The sequence below is a fragment of the Ruminococcus gauvreauii genome (assembly GCF_025151995.1).
GTDB classification, from domain to species: Bacteria; Bacillota; Clostridia; order Lachnospirales; family Lachnospiraceae; genus Ruminococcus_G; species Ruminococcus_G gauvreauii.
Window position 1 is genome coordinate 1 of record NZ_CP102290.1, and the last position, 19,034, is coordinate 19,034.

Here is a 19,034-nt window from a genome sequence, read left to right on the forward strand (position 1 = left end):
GTGGGTGTCAAAGGGTACGCGATACATTTATCCTTTTCCCCCGGAAACGGCGTTTTAATGCGTGACAATACGCCAAAATCAACCCGAACACAGGGAGGTGATCCTATCGCTGATTATATCAGGGCAGACACGCGGCTGCCCGCCTATCTGCCGTATCCCCGTTTCCTGCTGAAAATGGAGATTTCACAGACCGCCAAGCTGCTGTATTCGCTGCTGTTAGACCGTTCCACCCTCTCCCAGAAAAACAAGTGGCTGGACGACGAGGGCAGGATTTATATTATCTATCCCATCGCGGAGATAGCAGAAATACTGGATAAAGGCAGCACCACCATCAAGGGGGCGCTTAATGAACTGGACACGGCGGGGCTGTTGGAACGGGAACGGGGCGGCTTCTCCGCACCGAACCGGCTTTATGTCAAAGTACCGCCAGTGCCACAGGTACAGTTTTCAGACCAACTGATGGCCGGAAGTCCGCCCCTCATAGAGCCGGAAAACCGTCCTACTGATGGTCAGAAAACCGACCTTATGATGGTCGGAAAACCGTCCCCTAACCAAACTACTATAAACAACCTTACAGAGAGCCAAACAAAGGGAGTGAGTGGGGGGCCGTCCGCGCCCTATGGCCGATATGGAAATATTTTTCTGTCACAGACCGAATACGACGAGTTGCAGGCAGAGTACCCTGACAGGCTGGAACGGTTCATCGAGGAAATGAGCCGCTACCTTGCCGCCAACGGGAAAAGCTACCAGAACTATGCCGCCGCCCTGCGGATATGGGCGGGGAACGACAAAAAGGAAGCCCCTAAAAAGGGCATACCAGACTACTCATGCAAGGAGGGCGAGAGTTTATGAAGAATGAAATCAACGCGGTTTTGGAGAATATGACGACCACCATCCCGGAGCCGGAGGACTACACCGGCGAGGACGGTTTACTGTACTGCGGCAAGTGCCGCAAGCCGAAAGAAGCCTATTTTGCGCCGGATAAGGCCGCTATCTTCGGGCGCGACCGCCACCCGGCAGAGTGCGACTGCCAGAGAACCGCCCGCGAGGAACGGGAAGCCGCCGAAAAGCGGCGCAGACACCTTGACACCGTGGAAGAACTGAAACGCCGGGGCTTTACCGACCCCACCATGCGGGACTGGACTTTCGAGAACGACAACGGCAGGAACCCGCAGACCGGGCTTGCCCGCCGGTATGTGGAGCATTGGGAAGATATGCGGACAGACAATATCGGCTGCCTGTTCTGGGGCGGCGTAGGCACCGGCAAAAGCTACCTTGCAGGCTGTATCGCAAACGCCCTCATGGAGAAAGAAATCCCCGTCCGCATGACGAACTTTGCTCTTATCCTCAATGACCTTGCCGCCAGCTTTGAGGGGCGCAACGAGTACATTTCCCGCCTTTGTCGTTATCCGCTGCTGATCCTTGACGACTTCGGCATGGAACGCGGGACGGAATACGGGCTGGAACAGGTGTTCAATGTGATTGACAGCCGTTACCGCAGCGGCAAGCCGCTGATCGTCACGACCAACCTTACGCTGGACGACCTGCACAACCCGGAGGACACCGCCCATTCCCGGATTTATGACCGCCTGCTTTCCATGTGCGTCCCGGTACGCTTTACCGGCGACAACTTCCGGCAGGAAACCGCCAAGCGGAAAATGGAGAGCATGAAGAAACTGATTACCGACTGAAAGGAGTATTGCCTATGGCAGATAACAAGCAGCACGACACCCGCACCACCCGCCGCCCTGACTGTGTGACGGAAATCCGCATGGGCAATTCCGTCCTTGTCGTGTCCGGCTATTTCAAGAAAGACACCACAACCACAGCCGCCGACAAAATGGCGCGGGTACTGGAAGCGGAAGCCGCTGCTACACAGGAGCCGACTTATCCGGCGTGAACCGGGGCATGGAAAAGCGGCCATGCCAGGGAGCATGACCGCTGGAACGAAAATCGGAAGTGCTTTAGCAATTCTTAATCTCATTCTCTATAAAATAATTTGCAATTTCAAAGGCTTTTATTCTTCTCTTTGCCAATGTGATTTGTGATTTATAACGCTCGGAATTATCCTTTGATTCAAATGTTTTTACTGTTTCTCTTAGCTTGTGCAGAGTTGAATCAATTTGCCTTTTGGCCGCGGTTAATTCATCTATTGTATACTTCATGTTTTCTCCTTTAACTTCTGATTTTTTTGTTAAATCAGAGTATACCACGGAGTTATGAACTTTTCTACTGCAAATATGGGACGACAACCCATACCATAAAAATCGGAAAATTGAAAAGCTGTAAAGAAGCAAATTTAACGCTTTTGCCGCTGTACAGCCCCCGCCGTTCCGTGGTACAATGAAACCACGGAATAGTGGGGCTGGCTGTCGGAAACGGAGGATTTTATGTTAAGACAAGCCACCCAAAACCTCATTACCGCCCTTTATCCGAGATTGTCCCACGAGGATGAATTGCAAGGCGAGAGTAATTCCATATCGAACCAAAAAAGGATACTCGAAACCTACGCAAAACAGAACGGCTTTACCAATCTGCGCTGGTACACCGACGACGGTTTTTCCGGCGCGAACTTCCAGCGGCCCGGATTTCAAGCCATGCTTGCGGACATTGAAGCCGGGAAAGTGGGTACGGTCATCGTCAAGGACATGAGCCGGTTAGGGCGAAACTACTTGCAGGTAGGGTTTTACACGGAAATGCTGTTCCCTCAAAAGGGTGTGCGTTTTATCGCTGTCAACGATAATGTGGACAGTGCCAGCGAGGGCATGGACAACGATTTTACCCCGCTGCGAAATCTGTTCAATGAATGGCTGGTGAGAGATACGAGCAAGAAAATCAAGGCAGTGAAAAAGTCAAAAGGCATGAGCGGCAAGCCTGTTACCAGCAAGCCGGTTTACGGCTATGTGATGGACGAGGACGAGAATTTTATTATAGACGAGGAAGCCGCCCCGGTGGTGCAGCAGATTTACCAGCTTTGCCTTGCCGGGAACGGCCCGACCAAGATTGCCCGTATGCTGACGGAGCAGCAAATCCCCACGCCGGGGACGCTGGAATATCAGCGGACAGGCAGCACCCGCCGTTATCACCCAGGCTATGAGTGCAAATGGGCGACCAACACCGTCGTTCATATCCTCGAAAACCGAGAGTACACCGGATGTCTGGTGAACTTCAAAACGGAAAAGCCTTCTTATAAGGTCAAGCACAGCATAGAGAACCCCGTCGAGAAGCAGGCCATTTTCGAGAACCACCATGAGCCGATCATCGACAAGGAAACATGGGAACGGGTGCAGGAGTTACGCAAACAGCGCAAACGCCCGAACCGCTACGATGAAGTGGGGCTGTTCTCCGGGATTTTGTTCTGCGCCGACTGCGGCCATGTGCTGTATCAGCAGCGGTATCAGAACAAAGACCGCAAACAGGACTGCTACATCTGCGGCAGCTACAAGAAGCGCACCCGCAACTGTACGGCGCACTTTATCCGCACCGATCTGTTGACCGCTGGTGTCCTGGCAAATCTCCGGCAAGTGACCGAATACGCAGCCAAGCATGAGAGCCGGTTTGTGAAACTACTTGTCCAGCAGAACGAGATCGGCGGCAAGCGAAAGACCGCCGCAGCCATCAAGCAGCTTGAACAGGCGCAGGAACGCATTTCTGAAATCAGCCGCATTATCAAGCGGCTGTATGAGGACAATGTAAACGGCAAAATCAGCGATGAGCGTTTCATGGAACTGTCGGCTGACTACGAAGCCGAGCAAGCGGAGCTGAAAAAGAGAGCCGCCGCCCTGCAAGCCGAACTGGACAAGTCACAGGCAGCTACCGTCAACGCCGAGAAATTTATGGGCATTGTCCGCAAGCACCTTGCCTTTGAAGAACTGACCCCCACTCTCTTGCGGGAAATGATCGAGAAAATTGTGGTGCATGAGTGCAGCTATGATGAGAACGGCACCCGCAGGCAGGACATTGAGATTTATTACAGCTTTGTCGGCAAGATTGACTTGCCCGAATAACCGCCCGACCTATCCGACACAATGGCCAAGTGTCGGATAGGAACGGCAAAATTTTTTGCACTTCTATTGCTTCTTTATCACACATAAGCAAATGCTCCGGGATTCTTGCGTGTGTGTCAAAGCTGTCGATCACATTGAAGAGTTTTGCATATTCCGGTGTCTGTACGGGAAGGTCCGTCGCGCTTCCGCCACACAGGATCATAACATCGATTTTATCCTTCCATTCTGCGGCATCCGATACGCTGCAGACTGCGGCAGTTTTCGTAAGAATTGATACCTCGGCAGGGTTTCTGCGCGTAAAAACTGCTGTCAGTTCCATATCAGGGTTCTGCTTGACTGCGCACTCCACACCGCGTCCCAGATTTCCATAACCTAAAATTCCGATTCTTATACTCATAGCATTTTTCTCCTCAGTACATTTAATGTCTTTTCTATTATAATATCACATCTCATTTTCTGCAATGCCTTAAATTGAATACTTAACTGATATACAGTATTTTTACATCTCCGAGTATTCTTTTAATTTCAGAACGCAAAAATTTTTCAGCCTCCGCCCTCGCCTCCGGGCGGTAACAATACCTGCCTCTGCCCCGTCCGGTCATCAGCTGACTGTCATACAGATCCGGAGCATTGGGAAACGCCTCGCTGTTGATGGCGCGGTGTACATAGGAGTAGGTCATCATGATTATTTCCAGAAACATCTGCTTTTGCGTCTTCGCTGTCAAACCTTCACGGAGCTGTTCCAAGAGTTTTGTATACATTGCCTGCCACCCTTCCACCAGCATCACCGGTGCGATCAAAAGTCCGCAGGGATAGCCGGCTTCGCACATGCTGTTTACGGCCTCCATCCTCTTCTGCAGACTGGACGTTCCCAGTTCGATGCGGCTGATCAGCGGCTGCGGATTCACGCTCATGCGAAAAATCACTTTTCCCCGGTGGTCAAGGTCAAGCAGACTATCCACCATATGAAATTTAGTCGGAAACGTAAGACAGCCGGTTCCTTCTTCCGCAAAACGGGGAATGGTATATAAGAGATTACCGGTTATGATGTTTTCCAGTACCAGATCACTGTTGCTGCCAATCTCAAAAGTCAGACTGTTTTCACTGTTCTTTCCCTTCTTGATCAGCCGGTCCAGCATCTGCTCCCGGTTGACAAACAGGCGCAGATAGGCGCATTTGTTGTAATTGCACACCAGGTAGCAGTACAGGCACATGGCTGTGCAGCCTGAAGATGTGTATGGAACCAGATAATCCGATACTTTATGATTCTCTGTATATCTGTGTGTCTTTCTGATGCCGATGATCAGATTCCGTTTCATTTTGCCGAATTCGGCATTTTCTTTTTCCTGCATTTCCTTTATGGAATTGTGGCTTTCCACCGGTACCCACGGTAAATCAGCAAACTGTTCCTGCAGCTGCTTTCCCAGCGTATAGGATAAGCTGTCTTTTTCATAATATACTGCGTCAAATTTCATAATGTCCTTTCTGCGCTGATCATAAGACCAGATACCAATCGTATTTTATGTTTAGTATGTGCATTTTGCAGTATGAAATGTCTGTTTACCTGTCATTTTTATAGATCCTGACAAATTCAACAACCTGCCGTTCAATTGCCAGAAGTGCTTCCTCCTCCTTTTCCGGTTCCTGATCATACTGTGTCAGGAGCAGAAAGATGGGCGCATAGAAGTTGACAGCCATAGTCCCCGGATCGGCGGCTATAAATGCGCCGCGCCGCACCATCTCTGCAAACAGGTCCGTCTGATAGCGGATTGCCGCATCCATGAATATTCCCCGGTATACGGCATAAATCTCACGGTCCCGGTACTGCTCCATCGTCAGCATCCTGCGGAATCTGGAGGCAAATGGATCACGCAGATAAAACAGAAATATTTTTTTGCTCAGTTCAACCAGTTCCTCCGGTGTGATCGTCTCATAGATTTTGGCGGCTTCTGCCGGGTTCTGGTCATCCGGCAGTCCGTATTCCCTGGACATGTTTCCCATTCTCACGGACATTTCCTGTACAATCGTATCAAAAATCTCTTTTTTACTCCTGAAATGCTTATACAGTGAACTGTCTTTGATCCCCACAAGATCAGCAATATTCTTTACACTGGTCCCCTGATATCCCTGAGTGGAAAACAACGTCAGGGCTTCCTCGATGATGCGTTCTTTTGTCGTCATATCGTCACTGACCTCCCATGTAAGTCTTGATCAGCTGCTCCTGCTCAAATAGAACACAGCCGCCGTTGTGTTCGGCATCCAGCATCCCGCTGGTCTGCAGATGCATAAAGAGCGGCGACGAGAGGGCTGCCCTCAGGCCGGTATGTAGCACGCTGGTGTCTGAATAGGCGGAAAACGGACAGGGTTCTGCACCGCCGCCAGCATTGATATGGAAAAATCCCCTGCCGGCTGCCAGGCATCCGCCCGAACTCTTTTCATCCCCCGGAAACATCAGAAACATCAGTTGTGCCTGACACCTTCTAAGTTTCATCACTCTGCTCTCAAAGATTCTGCGGTCCGCATCATCAAATGCCAGAGCGGCTGTTTCTCTGTCGACCGGCACGTATTCCACGTAGATCACCGCTTTACAGCCGTTGGCATAGAGCTCTCTCACAAACTTCCCGGAAGTCACTTCGTTTATATTTTCTCTTGTCACAGTGACGGATGCACCGAACAGAACTCCGGCATGGTTTAAAGCCTCCATCGCCTCCATCAGTTTCGCATGCACGCCTGCTCCTCTCCGGGCGTCTGTGATCATGCGGCCGCCCTCGATGCTCAGCACAGGCAGCAGATTCCGGCTGGAGGAAAACAGCTTCAGATAATCATGAGTCAGCATGGTTCCATTCGTAAAAACAGGAAACAGAAGGTCCCGATGTCTTCCCGCCTCCCGAAGCACATCCATTCTGGTCAGAGGTTCTCCTCCTGCCAGCAGGATAAATCCAACACCAAGGGCTTCTGCCTGAGAAAAAATATCACCCCACTCCTGTCCCGAGAGTTCTTTCATCCCGGAGTGCGTACTGCATGTGGCGGCATAGCAGCCCTTGCAGTGCAGATTACACTGTCTCGTAATACTGGCGATAAGAAACGGAGGGATGTGCACTCCGTCATTCTCGGACTGTTCCCTTAATGCCCTGGCTTTTTTCTGCGCGGCAGCATAATGCATGATAAACAGACTTTGCTGCGGATACTTCAGAGACACTTTCAACATGTCTCTGATCATTCTGTCTACCCCATTGCTCAGATAAGATGTTAATTCAAAACCTTCCATATAGACTGACCTCCTGTTCAAACGGACAACTCGGCTAGTAAGCACTAGCATTCCTTAAAGACAGTATAGCTAGTATTTGCTAGCCTGTCAAGAAAAATAAAAAAGATTGCGCTCTCGCGCAATCTCCACGCGCGAGCGGACTGCAAAACAGAAGTTTGCCACATCCTCAATGGCAGACTTCTGTTTCTCTTATCATTACCGCTCTGTCAGTTCACGCAGATGATATTTCCTTGTATCTTTCAATACATTTTTCTGATATTGCAGACAGGTAATCACGAGATAGCATCCGTATACGAGCAGAAAGATCCCATTGGCCCCGATAAAGGAACCGAACATCATATCCCGGTAGACCGGAAAGGCAAAACCGATTCCCGCCATATAGAGTATCAGAAAGAAGAACGGCAGTCCCATCGGCAGCAAGAAGTATACGGCGGTCTGTCTCCGAATCAGTCCCCGTATCTCACGTTCTGAGGTCCCCATCCTTCTCAGCTGATCATACTGGTAGCGATATTTTCTGCTGCTGCTCAAAAGCTGTACGGACAGAATCGCGGCGCAGATGAAGATGCAGATAAATGCGGCGTAACAACAGATAAACGCGGTCATCATGTAAATAGCCTGAAGCTCATTTTTCTGTCCGGCATACGTGTAAGTGACGATAAAGCTGGCGCCATCATGGTCATTCCCTGATTCCAGAAGGTCCGTGAGTTCCTGCTGGTAATCCGTATTGTCTCTGTCCCGCACCATCGCCATATAGCACTGGGAATACGGTTCGATCTTACTGACAGCCTCGTCCGGAAGGACGAGCAGTGTATTGGTGCCAAATCCACTCCGGTTGATCATATCCTGTGCGAAATCTTCCTGATAAATCTCCCTCAGGCGGTATACCTTTCCGCCAGTCCGCAGTTCTCCAGGGTTTTCGCGGAACTTATCCGCATAGTACTCTTCGTCCGTCTGAACGAAATATTCATCGGAATTCAGTTTAAGGGGATTTCTGCCAAGCATCTCTCTCAGCTTATTGTAGTCCGACAGGAGGATACAGCGGTCTTTGTTCTGTTCTTCACCAAAGCTTTCATATCCCTCCATGACGGGCTGCTTTTTGTCCAGAGTTTCTGCGATCAATTCACTGTCGCGCAGCATATAGATATGGTAGCTGTGCTCTGAAGTCACGTCGCTGCGACGGCGGACAAATTCCCGGCAGGTTTCTGTATCCAGCTCACCGTAAATCTCCGCCACCTCCACGTCAAACGGGGAATGTCTGGCGAGGTTTCGCTGATAGGAATTCGCCATAAACGACGCCCCTCCGAGCCCCAGCAGGGTAAACAGAAGCAAAATGGAGATCACGCCCATCTGCCTGCCGTTCGTTTTCAGCCTGCCTGTCAGCTGCCGGTAAAAGAAGATATTCAGACGGTGCAGCCTGCGTTTTGGGTTTTTCCTGTACTGTTCCAGAATTCCCTCTGACAGGTCCCTGTAGAAGAGCATCAGGCCGATTCCCTGCAGAAGGACTCCCACCGCCATCAGGGCAAGATTCCCGAATCCACCCAGGGCTTCAACACGGAGCGTAAAGGCAAGGTAAAGGCTGAAAAGTCCCAGTATACCGACTGCAATGTCAAGCAACAGCCGTCCGCTCCTGCTTATGTTCCGTTTTTTCTGAGGGACTTCATTCTTTCGCTCATAAGACATCAGCTCTTTGACCTGTATTTTTTTCAGTATATTTCTCTGCCTGAGCAGTGAACAGAAAAACATCAGCAGGAAGCACACGATGGTCAGGGCGATGGCTGGAAGCTGAAATGAGAGATCCATATAATACTCCCGGTCAAACATTCTGAAAATCACCTGACTCAGGGTAAAATAAAAGAAGTTTCCGATGAGAATCCCAATGAGGAGCGCTGCCCCTCCGATCACCAGCTGCTCCGCAAGAAAGAGCCGGCTCATGGTCCTGCGTTCCATACCCATGGTCATATAACAGGCAAATTCCCTGCTGCGCTGTTCAAAGATGAACTGAGTGATATAGGCGATCAGCCATCCTAAGATCAGAACGACGATTAACGTCACACACACCAGAATACTCATCATCGGACGCATCAGCTGGCTGAAGGAGACAATAGCATCCGAAAACAGCAGTGCGTTATAGGCAAAGATCAGCGTGATGCTCAGTGTCAGTGTCAATACGTAGATCGCGTAGTCCCCAATGCTGCGTTTTACATTCCGCAGTGCTAATTTAACGTACATGAGAAACATCACCGCCTAACATAGACATTACGTCAAGGATTTCCTGAAAGAATATTTTTCTGCTTCTGCCGCCCCTTCGCATCTCGGTATAGATCTGCCCGTCGCGCAGAAATAAAATGCGCCCGCAGTGGCTGGCTGTAAAAGCATCGTGTGTGACCATCAGGATCGTGATGCCGAGCCTGCCATTCAGAGTTTCCATCGCATCCAGCAGCTGGGCACTCGACGCCGAGTCGAGCGCACCGGTGGGTTCGTCTGCCAGCAGAAGGTCCGGTTCATTCACAAGCGCCCTCGCGCAGGCACACCGCTGCTTCTGTCCGCCGGAGACTTCATACGGAAATTTGTGCAGTTCATGCTGAATGCCGAGCTTTTCGGCAATCGCGGTTACACGCGGAGGGATCTCGGCACCCGGCACCCGGCGGATTGTGAGCGCCAGTTCGATATTTTCACCCAGAGTCAGAGTGTCCAGCAGGTTGTATTCCTGGAAGACAAATCCCAGGCTTTCACTGCGGAAACGAGAGATTTCCTGATCCGTCAGTTCTGTGATCTCCCTGTCCCTGAGATGGATTTTTCCGGCGGAGGGTTCATCCAATGTCGAGATGCACTGAAGAAGTGTCGTCTTTCCGGAACCGCTTGCCCCCATGATTCCCACGAACTCTCCCGACTCAACGGTAAAGCTCACATCGTCCAGTGCCTTTGTCACGTTGGATGCTTCACCATAATATTTGGAGATATGCTCGATTTTCAATAATTGATTCATTTTCATCACCTCAGGTACAGTATACCAGCACTGCTTTTCACAACATATCAAATATTCTTTCGAAATTCTTTCATTTACGAAAGAATTGATGCTGATCCGCCGGAATCTGAAGCGGTAAGATCAGGCAGACCTCCGTATAAATGTTTTCAGCAGTGTCAACCCGAATCCTGATTCCCATCCGGTCCGCAGTTTTTTTGCACAGATACAATCCCATTCCCGTCGAATGTCTGTTTTTTCGTCCGTTTTTACCCGTAAAACCTTTTTCAAAGAGACGCGGCAGGTCCTCGTCTGCGATTCCGCAGCCGTTGTCCCTGATATAAAAATGAAGGAAGTCTCCATGAACCAGATAATGGAAACACAGTTCGGGTTCCGGCTTGTCAAGGTACGTGACCGCATTGTATACGATCTGATTCAGCAGAAACAACAGTGCTTTTTCATCCCCGTATACGTCCGGTGCCGCATCCGGCAGATGAAGACGCACGTGATTTTGTATCAGCAGCTGTTTGTTCATGGACAGGCACTGATTCAGTATTGCAGAAATATTGACCCTGCGTATGAGCAAATCCGAACTCCGGCTCTCATTTCTCCCGTAGTACAGCACCTGTTCCAGCAAATGATTCATATTTTCAAGCTCCAGCAGGACGGCCCTGCCGTCCGGTGTTTTCGACCGTTCTGAGATCAGCCTGATGGATGAGATCGGCTGCTTCATATCATGCACATACGTTTCCAGCCATTCCCTGTATTCCCGGCTGTTCCTACGGCTTGTCTCAACCTGCTCCAGCATGGACCTGGTACATTCTTTCAGCAGACAGTAATACGCGGCGTCCTCATAACCGTCGGATGCTTTCCACACCTGCGTAAACAGGTATTTCTCATCCAGATTCTGTATCAGGAGTGCCAGCCTGCGAAAATATGTTTTACGGCGCAGGTAGTGGACAGCGTGATAGAGTAGAAAAAACGCCAGACAGGTGAAAAATAATGGGGAAATCTGCGGCCATGAAAGCTTCAGCGCCCGAAGATAAAAGCAGGCTGCTCCCAGTCCCAGAAGCTGTATGAGCGCCGTGATGGAGTGTTCCCGTATATACAGCCATCCGTTCATAGCTGATACCCCTGTCCGTAACGGGTTTTGATCAGGTCATTTCCGCCGATCTCCTTTAGTTTTCCCCGGAGTCTCGTCATATGGACACTCAGGGTATTATCATCGATAAAAACCTGATTATCCCAGAGCTCTTCGATCAGGTCCACACGTGGAATGATTTCCTGCGGACGTGAGAAAAGACAGGCCAGCAGCAGCGTCTCCTGACGCGTCAGAATCACTTCCTGATTCCCACGGCACAGCTTTCCTCTGGAGGGCATCAGGCAGTACTCCTCCCAGACGATCTTGGTCTCCGGTACGGTATTGGGGCCGCTGCGCCGAAGGAGTGCTGCGATCCTGGCGAGCAGAATCGGCATATTGTAAGGTTTTCTAACGAAATCATCTCCGCCCATCGTCATGCCGTACAGTTCATCCATATCCGTATCTCTGCTGGTCAGAAAGATAATCGGTATCCCGGAAAAACTCCGTATGTTCCTGCAGATCTCATAGCCATCTCTTCCGGGAAGTGTGACGTCCAGCAAAACAAGGCGGAAATCACCTGCCTTCAAAATCTGTTCCGTCTGGTCGAAATCATCGACCAGTGTCACTTCATAACCATGATGCTGCAGATCATAAGTCAGTTCCCGGCGAAGGGCCTTGTCGTCTTCAATGAGTAATATCTTTGTCACATTGATTCTCCTTAAACGAGTAATTCTGTCATCTTTATTAGTATAACATAAATGAAGGACGCGGCAAAATTCAATTTTGCTGCGCCCTTACGGCCATGTGTTTCCATCAGAATTTATGAGGACTGTTTTCTTTTTTTGCGGAGTAATATTATGATTCCTCCCGCACCCGCAAGCGCCAATGCAAGAGAAAGCTCCGGAGATGATTCGTCTGCGGTTTTTACCGGTTTGCTTTTGCTTTTAGTCGTTTTTCTGACTGCCGGAGTCACTGTCCTCTTCGGTCTCGGGGTTACCGTCGGCCTAGGGGTTGGGCTCGGATCCGGGGTTGGTGTCACTTCCTCTGCTGCCTTTGTTACTGTAAATGTCTGTGATACGCTGACATCTTTATAAAGCAGATTCCCTGCCATAACTGCTGAGATCTCCGTGTTTCCGATCCCCTGAATGGTCACATTTCCCTCTTCATCAATCACGGCTGCATCCGCATTGGAGCTTGCGTACGCGACCTCGCCCCCGGTTGTCCCCCCTGATACACTGATCCTGAATCCACTGTCACCCAATACGGCAGATTCCTTCATGCCGCTCAAAGTCAGCGGGGCCTGTTCCATCTTCTCGTAATTCATGCGGGCCGCTGATATATCGGTGCCTGTGACAGAGCCGTCCTGGCTGAGATAGTTTGCAAGCGCATCCTCACACGCGCTGTATTCATGCAGATTCTCCTTTTCTGCCAGTGACGGGTAATTGACCGCGTCTGTTACCAGATAGCTGTTAGCGGCAACGGTGTAGACATTTGAATCGGAAAGAGCGGCATCCCCCACTTTGATATCCGTGATCTTCGGCTCGTCATTCTCGAAGGTATAGTTTACCGTCATGCCGCCGACCTGAAGCGCCTGACCGCTGTTGTCGGGCCATCCGTCATAGTCACCTGCGATGTCTGCGTTCATGTTGGCAAACTGAATCTTCAGTGAAGTTTCCAGAAGTCCGCGGACTTCTGCGCCGGTCAGCTCTCTTGTGACGATATAATTCCCATACGGGAAAACGTCCAGAACCTCACCGTAAGTCACCTCACCCTCGTCAATACCGGCCCGTATGCCTCCTGCATTCTCGATGGCGATGTCTGCTCCCGTCTCCAGCAGATACGCGCTGGTGACGGCGCGTCCCATCGTGGTCTCACCGATCCGCACATGCTCCCAGACACCGTCAAGCGCTTCCGGTGCACTTCCGACACGTTTGTTTTTCGTCGCTTCCTGATCTGCCAGGATTCTGTCCAGCACCCCCTGTACCGCGGCGTCAGCGCTGTATGTACTGCCTGCATCGGCTGCGGAGACGGCATTCGGCGTCATCGCAAGATCTGTCATCGTTCCGTTATCATCCAGGGTACAGGCGATGGAAATATTATATACCGTATTCAGGTGGCATCCGGCTTCCGTGGTCAGAACGCTTCCGTTCTGAGACCAGGAATCAAATGTCATATGCTCATGCCCGTCAAGCCACAGGTCCACTCCGGATACGGTATTGGAAATCCCGTCATCTGCCGCAGGCTGGATGCAGTGTGCGATCCCTATCACGATCTGGCATCCCTGGCTTCTCAGGTCTGCTGCCGCCTGACTCGAATACGCCGTCATATCCGTAAATGTAAGTCCTTCCACATTCGCCGGTGCCGTGGCATGATACAAACGCGGATCGATCACGCCGAACACACCGATTTTCAGTGTTTTTCCATCCTTTGTCACTTCCTTGATCAGATATTCACTGTCAAAAAACTGACTGCCGTCCTCATTCACGACATTCCCGGCGAGGATGGAAAATGACTTGGCTCCGTTGTTTGCATCTGCGATGTCTTCCAGCGTTTTCAGCTGTTCTTTCCCATAATTCCAGTCATGATTACCGGAAGTCATTGCATCGTATCCGCAGGCGCCCAGAAGTTCGGCGGCAGTCGTCCCGTCTGCCATCGTTGCAATCGACTGGCCGTGGAAGGCGTCACCGGAATCCAGTACGAGCGCCCCGTCCGCTCCTGCTGTTGTCTGGTCGATGAGTGATTTCAGTTTCGGCATTCCGAGAGCGGTTGTCTGTCCGGACTTGTCCGTTGATTCCGTTAAGTACGCATGGATATCACTGGTTTGAACCACTTCTATCCGAAAAGAAGTGTCAGTGCCTGAGTCTGCCGGTTCGGCCCAAACCGGCGTCATGGATACAGACATCAGCATGAACGCTGTCGCTGCTAATGTAAGATAGTTTCTGAGTGTTTTCATATGTCTCTCCTGTTCCTGTCATTAATATCTGCATCATAAAATTTTACTTGTTTTATGATACAAAGTCAATGTAAGTCTCCCAAGATGTTGAAAACGTGCATAAGATGGTTAGTTTCTTTACAGAATTGAGGGAAGCAGTATTCTTTACATCCATACTGATTCCCTCATGTTTTGTTTATTTTGCCTGTGCAATGACGATATTGCCATCGTCACACCTGATCTTCACTTTATGTTCTGCGCCGTTATTGGACTTGAATCGTGCTTCGTCATCGCTGTTGGACATTTCCGGATAGCCCTGAACTTCAATGCGTCCATATTCTGTCTCCAGGTCAAGGTCGTAAGCATCCAGCTTCTCAGACATGCCGAGTATCACATCTCCGTATTCATTATTAATATCCAGATTTGCGGCATGGCCCTTCGACACCTTGAAATCACCGTCATCCAGCCGCGCTTCCAGAGACCTGACTGTCATGTTCTCAATCTCGCATTCGCCGTAGTCGTTGCTGATCAGTGCGGTATCTGTATTCAGATTTTGAATTCTTAGTCTCCCGTCATCCATGTTGATACTGAGCTCTTTGCCTTTAAAGCTCCCAATGGAAACCTGACCATAGTCGTCGGTGATATCCATGGATTCGGCACTGATATCACCGGTACTGATCATGCCGTCGTCACTCACGAGTTTTACCGTTGAAAAATGTTTGTCCGCGGGTACGTACAATTTCACGTAATAATTGTAGTCGTTTCTGCTGAAGCCGCTGAATGTGAAAAAGTTTAATCCGCCTATAAAAAAACCGCCTGCTGAACTTTCTTTGAACCGCAGCTTTCCATTTTTCACTTCGAGTGCCGGTTCCGGGTCCGCCCCGTCGAGCTGATACTCTATATAGTAGCCGTCAGAAGGCTCGATCTTTATATCCGCATAGTTTAGATCGATGTCAATGCTGGAGAATTCATCCAGTTTCATCTTTTTCTGTATATGCGGAGCATCAGAAAGATTACTGTACTGAGAATGTATACCGGTTCTGTCAATATAAAATCCCGGGCGTCCCCCCAGCATCATACCTGCGGCCAGCAGCACGATGCCGATTCCGATACAGCCAAATGATATCAGCCAGATTCTGTTTTTACTCTTCATGGTCAGATCCCCTCCTTGCGATTCTTCCAAATAATCTCGTCATCAGATTCAAGAACCATCTGCACAGCCAGAAGCAGCCTTTAATGATCCAGATTCCAATACCGACGGCAATCAGGCTCAGGCCGATATTCGCCAGGCCGTTGACTGGTGATGTGAACAGCAGCCAGATGCTCCCGATCAAGAGAGGGACAGCGGACGCGGCAAGCGCCACTGCCGTGATAAAAATGGCAAAAATGACACTGAGAACGACCAGTACAATGGCCAGTAACACGGCTCCCGCTGCCAATGCCAGAGGAAGCCCGATCGGTGCGGCGAATACAGCCAGGATCCCAACCCAGACTGCAGACATACCGCGTTTGACACTGACATTTGGCTTCGCGGCGTTTTCCATCGCCAGATCCCGGATGATCTGGTCTGCCGCTATCTCCGGTGATCCCAGATCTTCGATCGCCTGCTGTTCATGTTCCGGGCCGGCCTCCTCGAAATATTCTTCAAAATATTCAATTGCCCTGTCATAATCTTCCTTGGGAAGCCTGCGGAGAAGATGACGCATTTGTTTCATATATTCATCCCTGTTCACTTTCTGACCCTCCTTCTATAATTTTATCTACTTCATTCTTATAAAGCGTCCATTCATGTAAAAGATTTTGATATTTTTCTTTCCCATTTTCTGTGATACGGTAATACTTGCGGTTACGTCCCTGAAATTGTTCATCGTAGGCGGTCAGGCAATTATCTTCCTGAAGTCTCCGCAGTATGGGGTATAGCGTTGAATCCTTCGTATTTGAGACTCGTTTTACGATCTGAGTGATCTGGTATCCGTAAGCGTCTTCTTTGTCCACTACGGCAAGGACAAGCAGATCAAACATGGGCGCGTTCAGAGGAAAAATCATATGCTATCTCCTTTCATATATTTTTTATATTCATATTATACGCCATATAATATACAGTGTCAATACATATGTTTTCAAACAAAAAGAAACAGCCAGAATTGTCAATTCATTTCTGACTGTTTCTCTCATGCGCATGATAAGGTTTGTTACACGATTTTAGTCGTCCATTTGGAGCAGTCCCATACTTCCTGCACGATATCCTGGTAAAACTCCGGTTCATGACAGATTAAAAGCAATGTTCCCCTGTATTCATTCAGGGCGCGCTTCAGTTCTTCTTTTGCGTCAGCGTCGAGATGGTTCGTCGGCTCATCCAGCATCAGCACATTAGTCTCCCTGTTCAGGATTTTGCAGAGACGGACTTTTGCCTGTTCGCCTCCGCTTAAGACACGCACCTGACTTTCGATATGTTTTGTGGTCAGACCGCATTTCGCCAGAGCAGCCCGCACTTCATACTGGGTATAGGATGGAAATTCTTCCCACAGTTCCTCGATGCAGGTGGACTTGTTGTCCGGTGCACTCTCCTGCTCAAAGTAACCGACGGCGAGATTTTCTCCCAGTGTGCAGGAGCCGGCGACAGGCTTTACCAGTCCCAGTATACTCCTGATCAGCGTGGTTTTACCGATTCCGTTTGCACCTGTCAGTGCGATCTTACTTCCGCGTTCCAGCGCAATGTTCAGCGGTTTTGATAAAGGTTCCCCGTAACCGATGATGAAATCCTTGGTCTCAAATATATATTTCCCGGGTGTACGCCCCATACGGAAATGAAATTCCGGTTTCGGACGTTCCGCCGCCAGCTCGATTACCTCCATTTTATCCAGTTTTTTCTGCCGTGACATCGCCATATTTCTTGTGGAAACGCGCGCTTTATTCCTCGCCACGAAATCTTTCAGCTGGCTGATCTCCTGCTGCTGTCTTTTATAAGCTGCCTCCAGCTGGGCTTTCTTCACCTCATATACCTTCTGAAATTCTTCATAACTTCCGACGTAGCGGGTTAGTTCCTGATTCTCCACGTGATATATGATGTTGATCACTTCACTTAAGAACGGCAGGTCATGTGATATCAGAACAAAAGCGTTCTCATATTCCGTCAGATAACGCTTCAGCCAGGCGATATGTTCCTCGTCCAGATAATTGGTCGGCTCATCCAGGAGCAAAATATCCGGTTTCTCCAGCAGCAGCTTTCCAAGCAGCACACGCGTTCTCTGACCGCCGCTCAGATCGGTGACGTCCTTGTCCAGTCCAATTTCCTGCAGTCCAAAAGCCCTGGCTATCTCTTCTACTTTCGCATCGATCACGTAAAAATCATGCATTGTCAGCATATCCTGAATCGTTCCAAGCTCATCCATCAGTACGGTCATTGTCTCTTCATCGGCAGTCCCCAGCTGATCACAGATCTCATTCATCTTCTCTTCCATCTCGAAAAGATATGTAAAAGCTGTTTTCAGGACATCCCTTATCGTCATCCCCTGCGCCAGCACCGCATGCTGGTCGAGATAACCCACACGGACATTTTTCGCCCATTCAACCTTCCCTTCATCCGGCATCAGCTTACCGGTCACAATATTCAAAAACGTGGATTTGCCTTCTCCGTTGGCGCCGATCAGGCCAATATGCTCTCCTTTTAACAGCCGAAATGAGACATCCTGAAAAATCGCACGGTCTCCAAAGCCGTGGGTGAGATGCTCTACGTTCAATATACTCATAAGATAAGCTCCTTTTTCCTTTTGTCACAGTAAATATTATTTTACATGGAATTCCTGCGACATACAAGAGGAATTTGAGATTGTTATACCGTTCTAAAGTAAAGACACAGACGGATTAAAAACTCCGTCTGTGTCTTTGAATATCAGTATGTAAAAAGCTGCGTCCAGTAATTTGTTCCCGCAGAATTCTGGTAGTATCCCACTCCTATTTTTGTGAATTTTGCGTTCAGGATATTGGCTCTGTGGCCATCGCTGTTCATCCAGCCGTTCATTACCTCCTCGGGGGTGCGCTGTCCCCAGGCTATGTTTTCGCCCGCGCCGCGGAAAGAAATCCCCATGTCTGTCAGGACCGAGCTGAATGTTCTTCCATCCGGCCGGGTATGAGAGAAAGAAGTTTCTGTTTCTTTTGCTCTCACCAGTGCTGCCGATGCGATATTTTCATCGATCGCAAGAGCATTCAGTCCTGCTTTTGCTCTCTCTGCGTTCACGAGATCGACAACCTGTTCTGCGAAGGTTCGTTCTCCCGTCTCCGGTGTATCCGTATCATTTCCCGGTGTATCGCCGTCTGTTCCCGGCACATCGGTATCCGGTGCCTCCGCGTCCGGCGTATCTGTTCCCGGTACATCGGTATCCGGTTCATCTGTCTCCGGCTTATCTGTATCAGGGGTCTCTTCAGGTGTGTCCGTATCCGGCGCATTATTTTCAGGCGGCGTAATTTCAGGACAATCCTGCCAGTTCAAATGAATATCACAGAATCTGCCTTTCAGATCCTCCAGAATCTTATTCAGTTCTTCCTGGCTGCCCGCCTGTTCCACGATTACGGCATAACCATTTGCCCTCAGCTGTTCCTCTACACTGCCCAAATCTGCCGCGTGCACCGGGACCGCCATACTACCCACAGCTCCGACCGTCATGGCCGCCGCCAATAATGAATATTTCTTCATGATACCTCCTATCGTTAAAATGTTACAAATAAATGATTTAATAATTACATTTATGTTACAAACAGGATGATATCATAGATAAAACAAAATA

At 49.6% G+C, this 19,034-nt stretch carries 18 protein-coding genes and 1 pseudogene; 4 read left to right on the top strand and 15 right to left on the bottom strand.

Annotation, left to right across the window (positions count from 1 at the left end; genetic code table 11):
- Genes NQ502_RS00005 through NQ502_RS00015 form a run of 3 tightly spaced genes read left to right on the top strand, consistent with a single transcriptional unit; the run spans position 1 to position 1,900 of the window.
- Positions 1 to 852, top strand: a complete 852-nt coding sequence (locus NQ502_RS00005; protein WP_002596232.1) for a replication initiator protein A — start codon at positions 1 to 3, stop codon at positions 850 to 852.
- Positions 849 to 1,691 (top strand): ATP-binding protein, encoded by an 843-nt coding sequence (locus NQ502_RS00010; RefSeq protein ID WP_002596233.1) that lies wholly within the window; start codon positions 849 to 851, stop codon positions 1,689 to 1,691. Before NQ502_RS00005 ends, NQ502_RS00010 begins: the two co-directional genes overlap by 4 nt.
- Before the next feature lie 14 nt (positions 1,692 to 1,705).
- Positions 1,706 to 1,900 (top strand): transposon-encoded TnpW family protein, encoded by a 195-nt coding sequence (locus NQ502_RS00015; RefSeq protein ID WP_002596234.1) that lies wholly within the window; start codon positions 1,706 to 1,708, stop codon positions 1,898 to 1,900.
- Between the two features lie 64 nt (positions 1,901 to 1,964).
- Here the strand turns inward: NQ502_RS00015 and NQ502_RS00020 are convergent, their stop codons facing one another.
- Positions 1,965 to 2,165 carry a hypothetical protein gene (locus NQ502_RS00020; RefSeq protein WP_002596235.1) on the bottom strand — a complete coding sequence of 67 codons (201 nt, stop codon included), beginning with the start codon at positions 2,163 to 2,165 and terminating at the stop codon, positions 1,965 to 1,967.
- A 225-nt stretch (positions 2,166 to 2,390) separates the two neighbouring features.
- Here NQ502_RS00020 and NQ502_RS00025 point away from each other — a divergent pair, with 225 nt between their 5' ends.
- Entirely contained in the window at positions 2,391 to 4,007 is a 1,617-nt protein-coding gene (locus NQ502_RS00025) for a recombinase family protein (RefSeq protein WP_002596236.1), read from the top strand.
- Positions 4,008 to 4,068: 61 nt separating this feature from the next.
- Here the strand turns inward: NQ502_RS00025 and NQ502_RS00030 are convergent.
- From NQ502_RS00030 to NQ502_RS00095, 14 genes and pseudogenes are all read right to left on the bottom strand, one after another.
- Positions 4,069 to 4,404 (bottom strand): annotated as a pseudogene (locus NQ502_RS00030) (diaminopimelate dehydrogenase); the annotation flags it as partial.
- 82 nt (positions 4,405 to 4,486) lie between these two features.
- Positions 4,487 to 5,482, bottom strand: a complete 996-nt coding sequence (locus NQ502_RS00035; RefSeq protein WP_028527919.1) for an SPL family radical SAM protein — start codon at positions 5,480 to 5,482, stop codon at positions 4,487 to 4,489.
- An 85-nt stretch (positions 5,483 to 5,567) separates the two neighbouring features.
- A complete protein-coding gene (locus NQ502_RS00040) occupies positions 5,568 to 6,188 on the bottom strand; it encodes a TetR/AcrR family transcriptional regulator (RefSeq protein WP_028527918.1) in 621 nt (206 codons plus the stop codon).
- Positions 6,189 to 6,192: 4 nt separating this feature from the next.
- Entirely contained in the window at positions 6,193 to 7,275 is a 1,083-nt protein-coding gene (locus NQ502_RS00045; protein WP_028527917.1) for a radical SAM/SPASM domain-containing protein, read from the bottom strand.
- A 195-nt stretch (positions 7,276 to 7,470) separates the two neighbouring features.
- Positions 7,471 to 9,504, bottom strand: coding sequence for an ABC transporter permease (locus NQ502_RS00050; RefSeq protein WP_028527916.1), 2,034 nt, complete (start codon positions 9,502 to 9,504; stop codon positions 7,471 to 7,473).
- Complete coding sequence (locus NQ502_RS00055) at positions 9,494 to 10,261, bottom strand: ABC transporter ATP-binding protein (RefSeq protein WP_028527915.1); 768 nt, start codon at positions 10,259 to 10,261, stop codon at positions 9,494 to 9,496. The genes NQ502_RS00050 and NQ502_RS00055 overlap by 11 nt, the downstream gene beginning before the upstream one ends.
- A gap of 70 nt (positions 10,262 to 10,331) precedes the next feature.
- Complete coding sequence (locus NQ502_RS00060; protein ID WP_049898053.1) at positions 10,332 to 11,360, bottom strand: sensor histidine kinase; 1,029 nt, start codon at positions 11,358 to 11,360, stop codon at positions 10,332 to 10,334.
- Positions 11,357 to 12,025 (bottom strand): response regulator transcription factor, encoded by a 669-nt coding sequence (locus NQ502_RS00065; RefSeq protein ID WP_028527914.1) that lies wholly within the window; start codon positions 12,023 to 12,025, stop codon positions 11,357 to 11,359. The genes NQ502_RS00060 and NQ502_RS00065 overlap by 4 nt, the downstream gene beginning before the upstream one ends.
- 113 nt (positions 12,026 to 12,138) lie before the next feature.
- The gene (locus NQ502_RS00070; protein WP_028527913.1) at positions 12,139 to 14,271 is read right to left on the bottom strand and encodes a bifunctional metallophosphatase/5'-nucleotidase; all 2,133 of its coding nucleotides are present in this window, start codon (positions 14,269 to 14,271) and stop codon (positions 12,139 to 12,141) included.
- A 175-nt stretch (positions 14,272 to 14,446) separates the two neighbouring features.
- Positions 14,447 to 15,403: a DUF4097 family beta strand repeat-containing protein gene (locus NQ502_RS00075; RefSeq protein ID WP_028527912.1), complete on the bottom strand. Its 957-nt coding sequence runs from the start codon at positions 15,401 to 15,403 to the stop codon at positions 14,447 to 14,449.
- Positions 15,393 to 15,983 carry a DUF1700 domain-containing protein gene (locus tag NQ502_RS00080; protein WP_028527911.1) on the bottom strand — a complete coding sequence of 197 codons (591 nt, stop codon included), beginning with the start codon at positions 15,981 to 15,983 and terminating at the stop codon, positions 15,393 to 15,395. The genes NQ502_RS00075 and NQ502_RS00080 overlap by 11 nt, the downstream gene beginning before the upstream one ends.
- Positions 15,970 to 16,296, bottom strand: a complete 327-nt coding sequence (locus NQ502_RS00085) for a PadR family transcriptional regulator (RefSeq protein ID WP_028527910.1) — start codon at positions 16,294 to 16,296, stop codon at positions 15,970 to 15,972. The genes NQ502_RS00080 and NQ502_RS00085 overlap by 14 nt, the downstream gene beginning before the upstream one ends.
- Before the next feature lie 146 nt (positions 16,297 to 16,442).
- Positions 16,443 to 17,999, bottom strand: coding sequence for an ABC-F family ATP-binding cassette domain-containing protein (locus NQ502_RS00090; protein ID WP_028527908.1), 1,557 nt, complete (start codon positions 17,997 to 17,999; stop codon positions 16,443 to 16,445).
- Positions 18,000 to 18,142: 143 nt separating this feature from the next.
- Positions 18,143 to 18,943 carry a CAP domain-containing protein gene (locus NQ502_RS00095; RefSeq protein ID WP_028527907.1) on the bottom strand — a complete coding sequence of 267 codons (801 nt, stop codon included), beginning with the start codon at positions 18,941 to 18,943 and terminating at the stop codon, positions 18,143 to 18,145.
- Between the last annotated feature and the right edge of the window lie 91 nt (positions 18,944 to 19,034).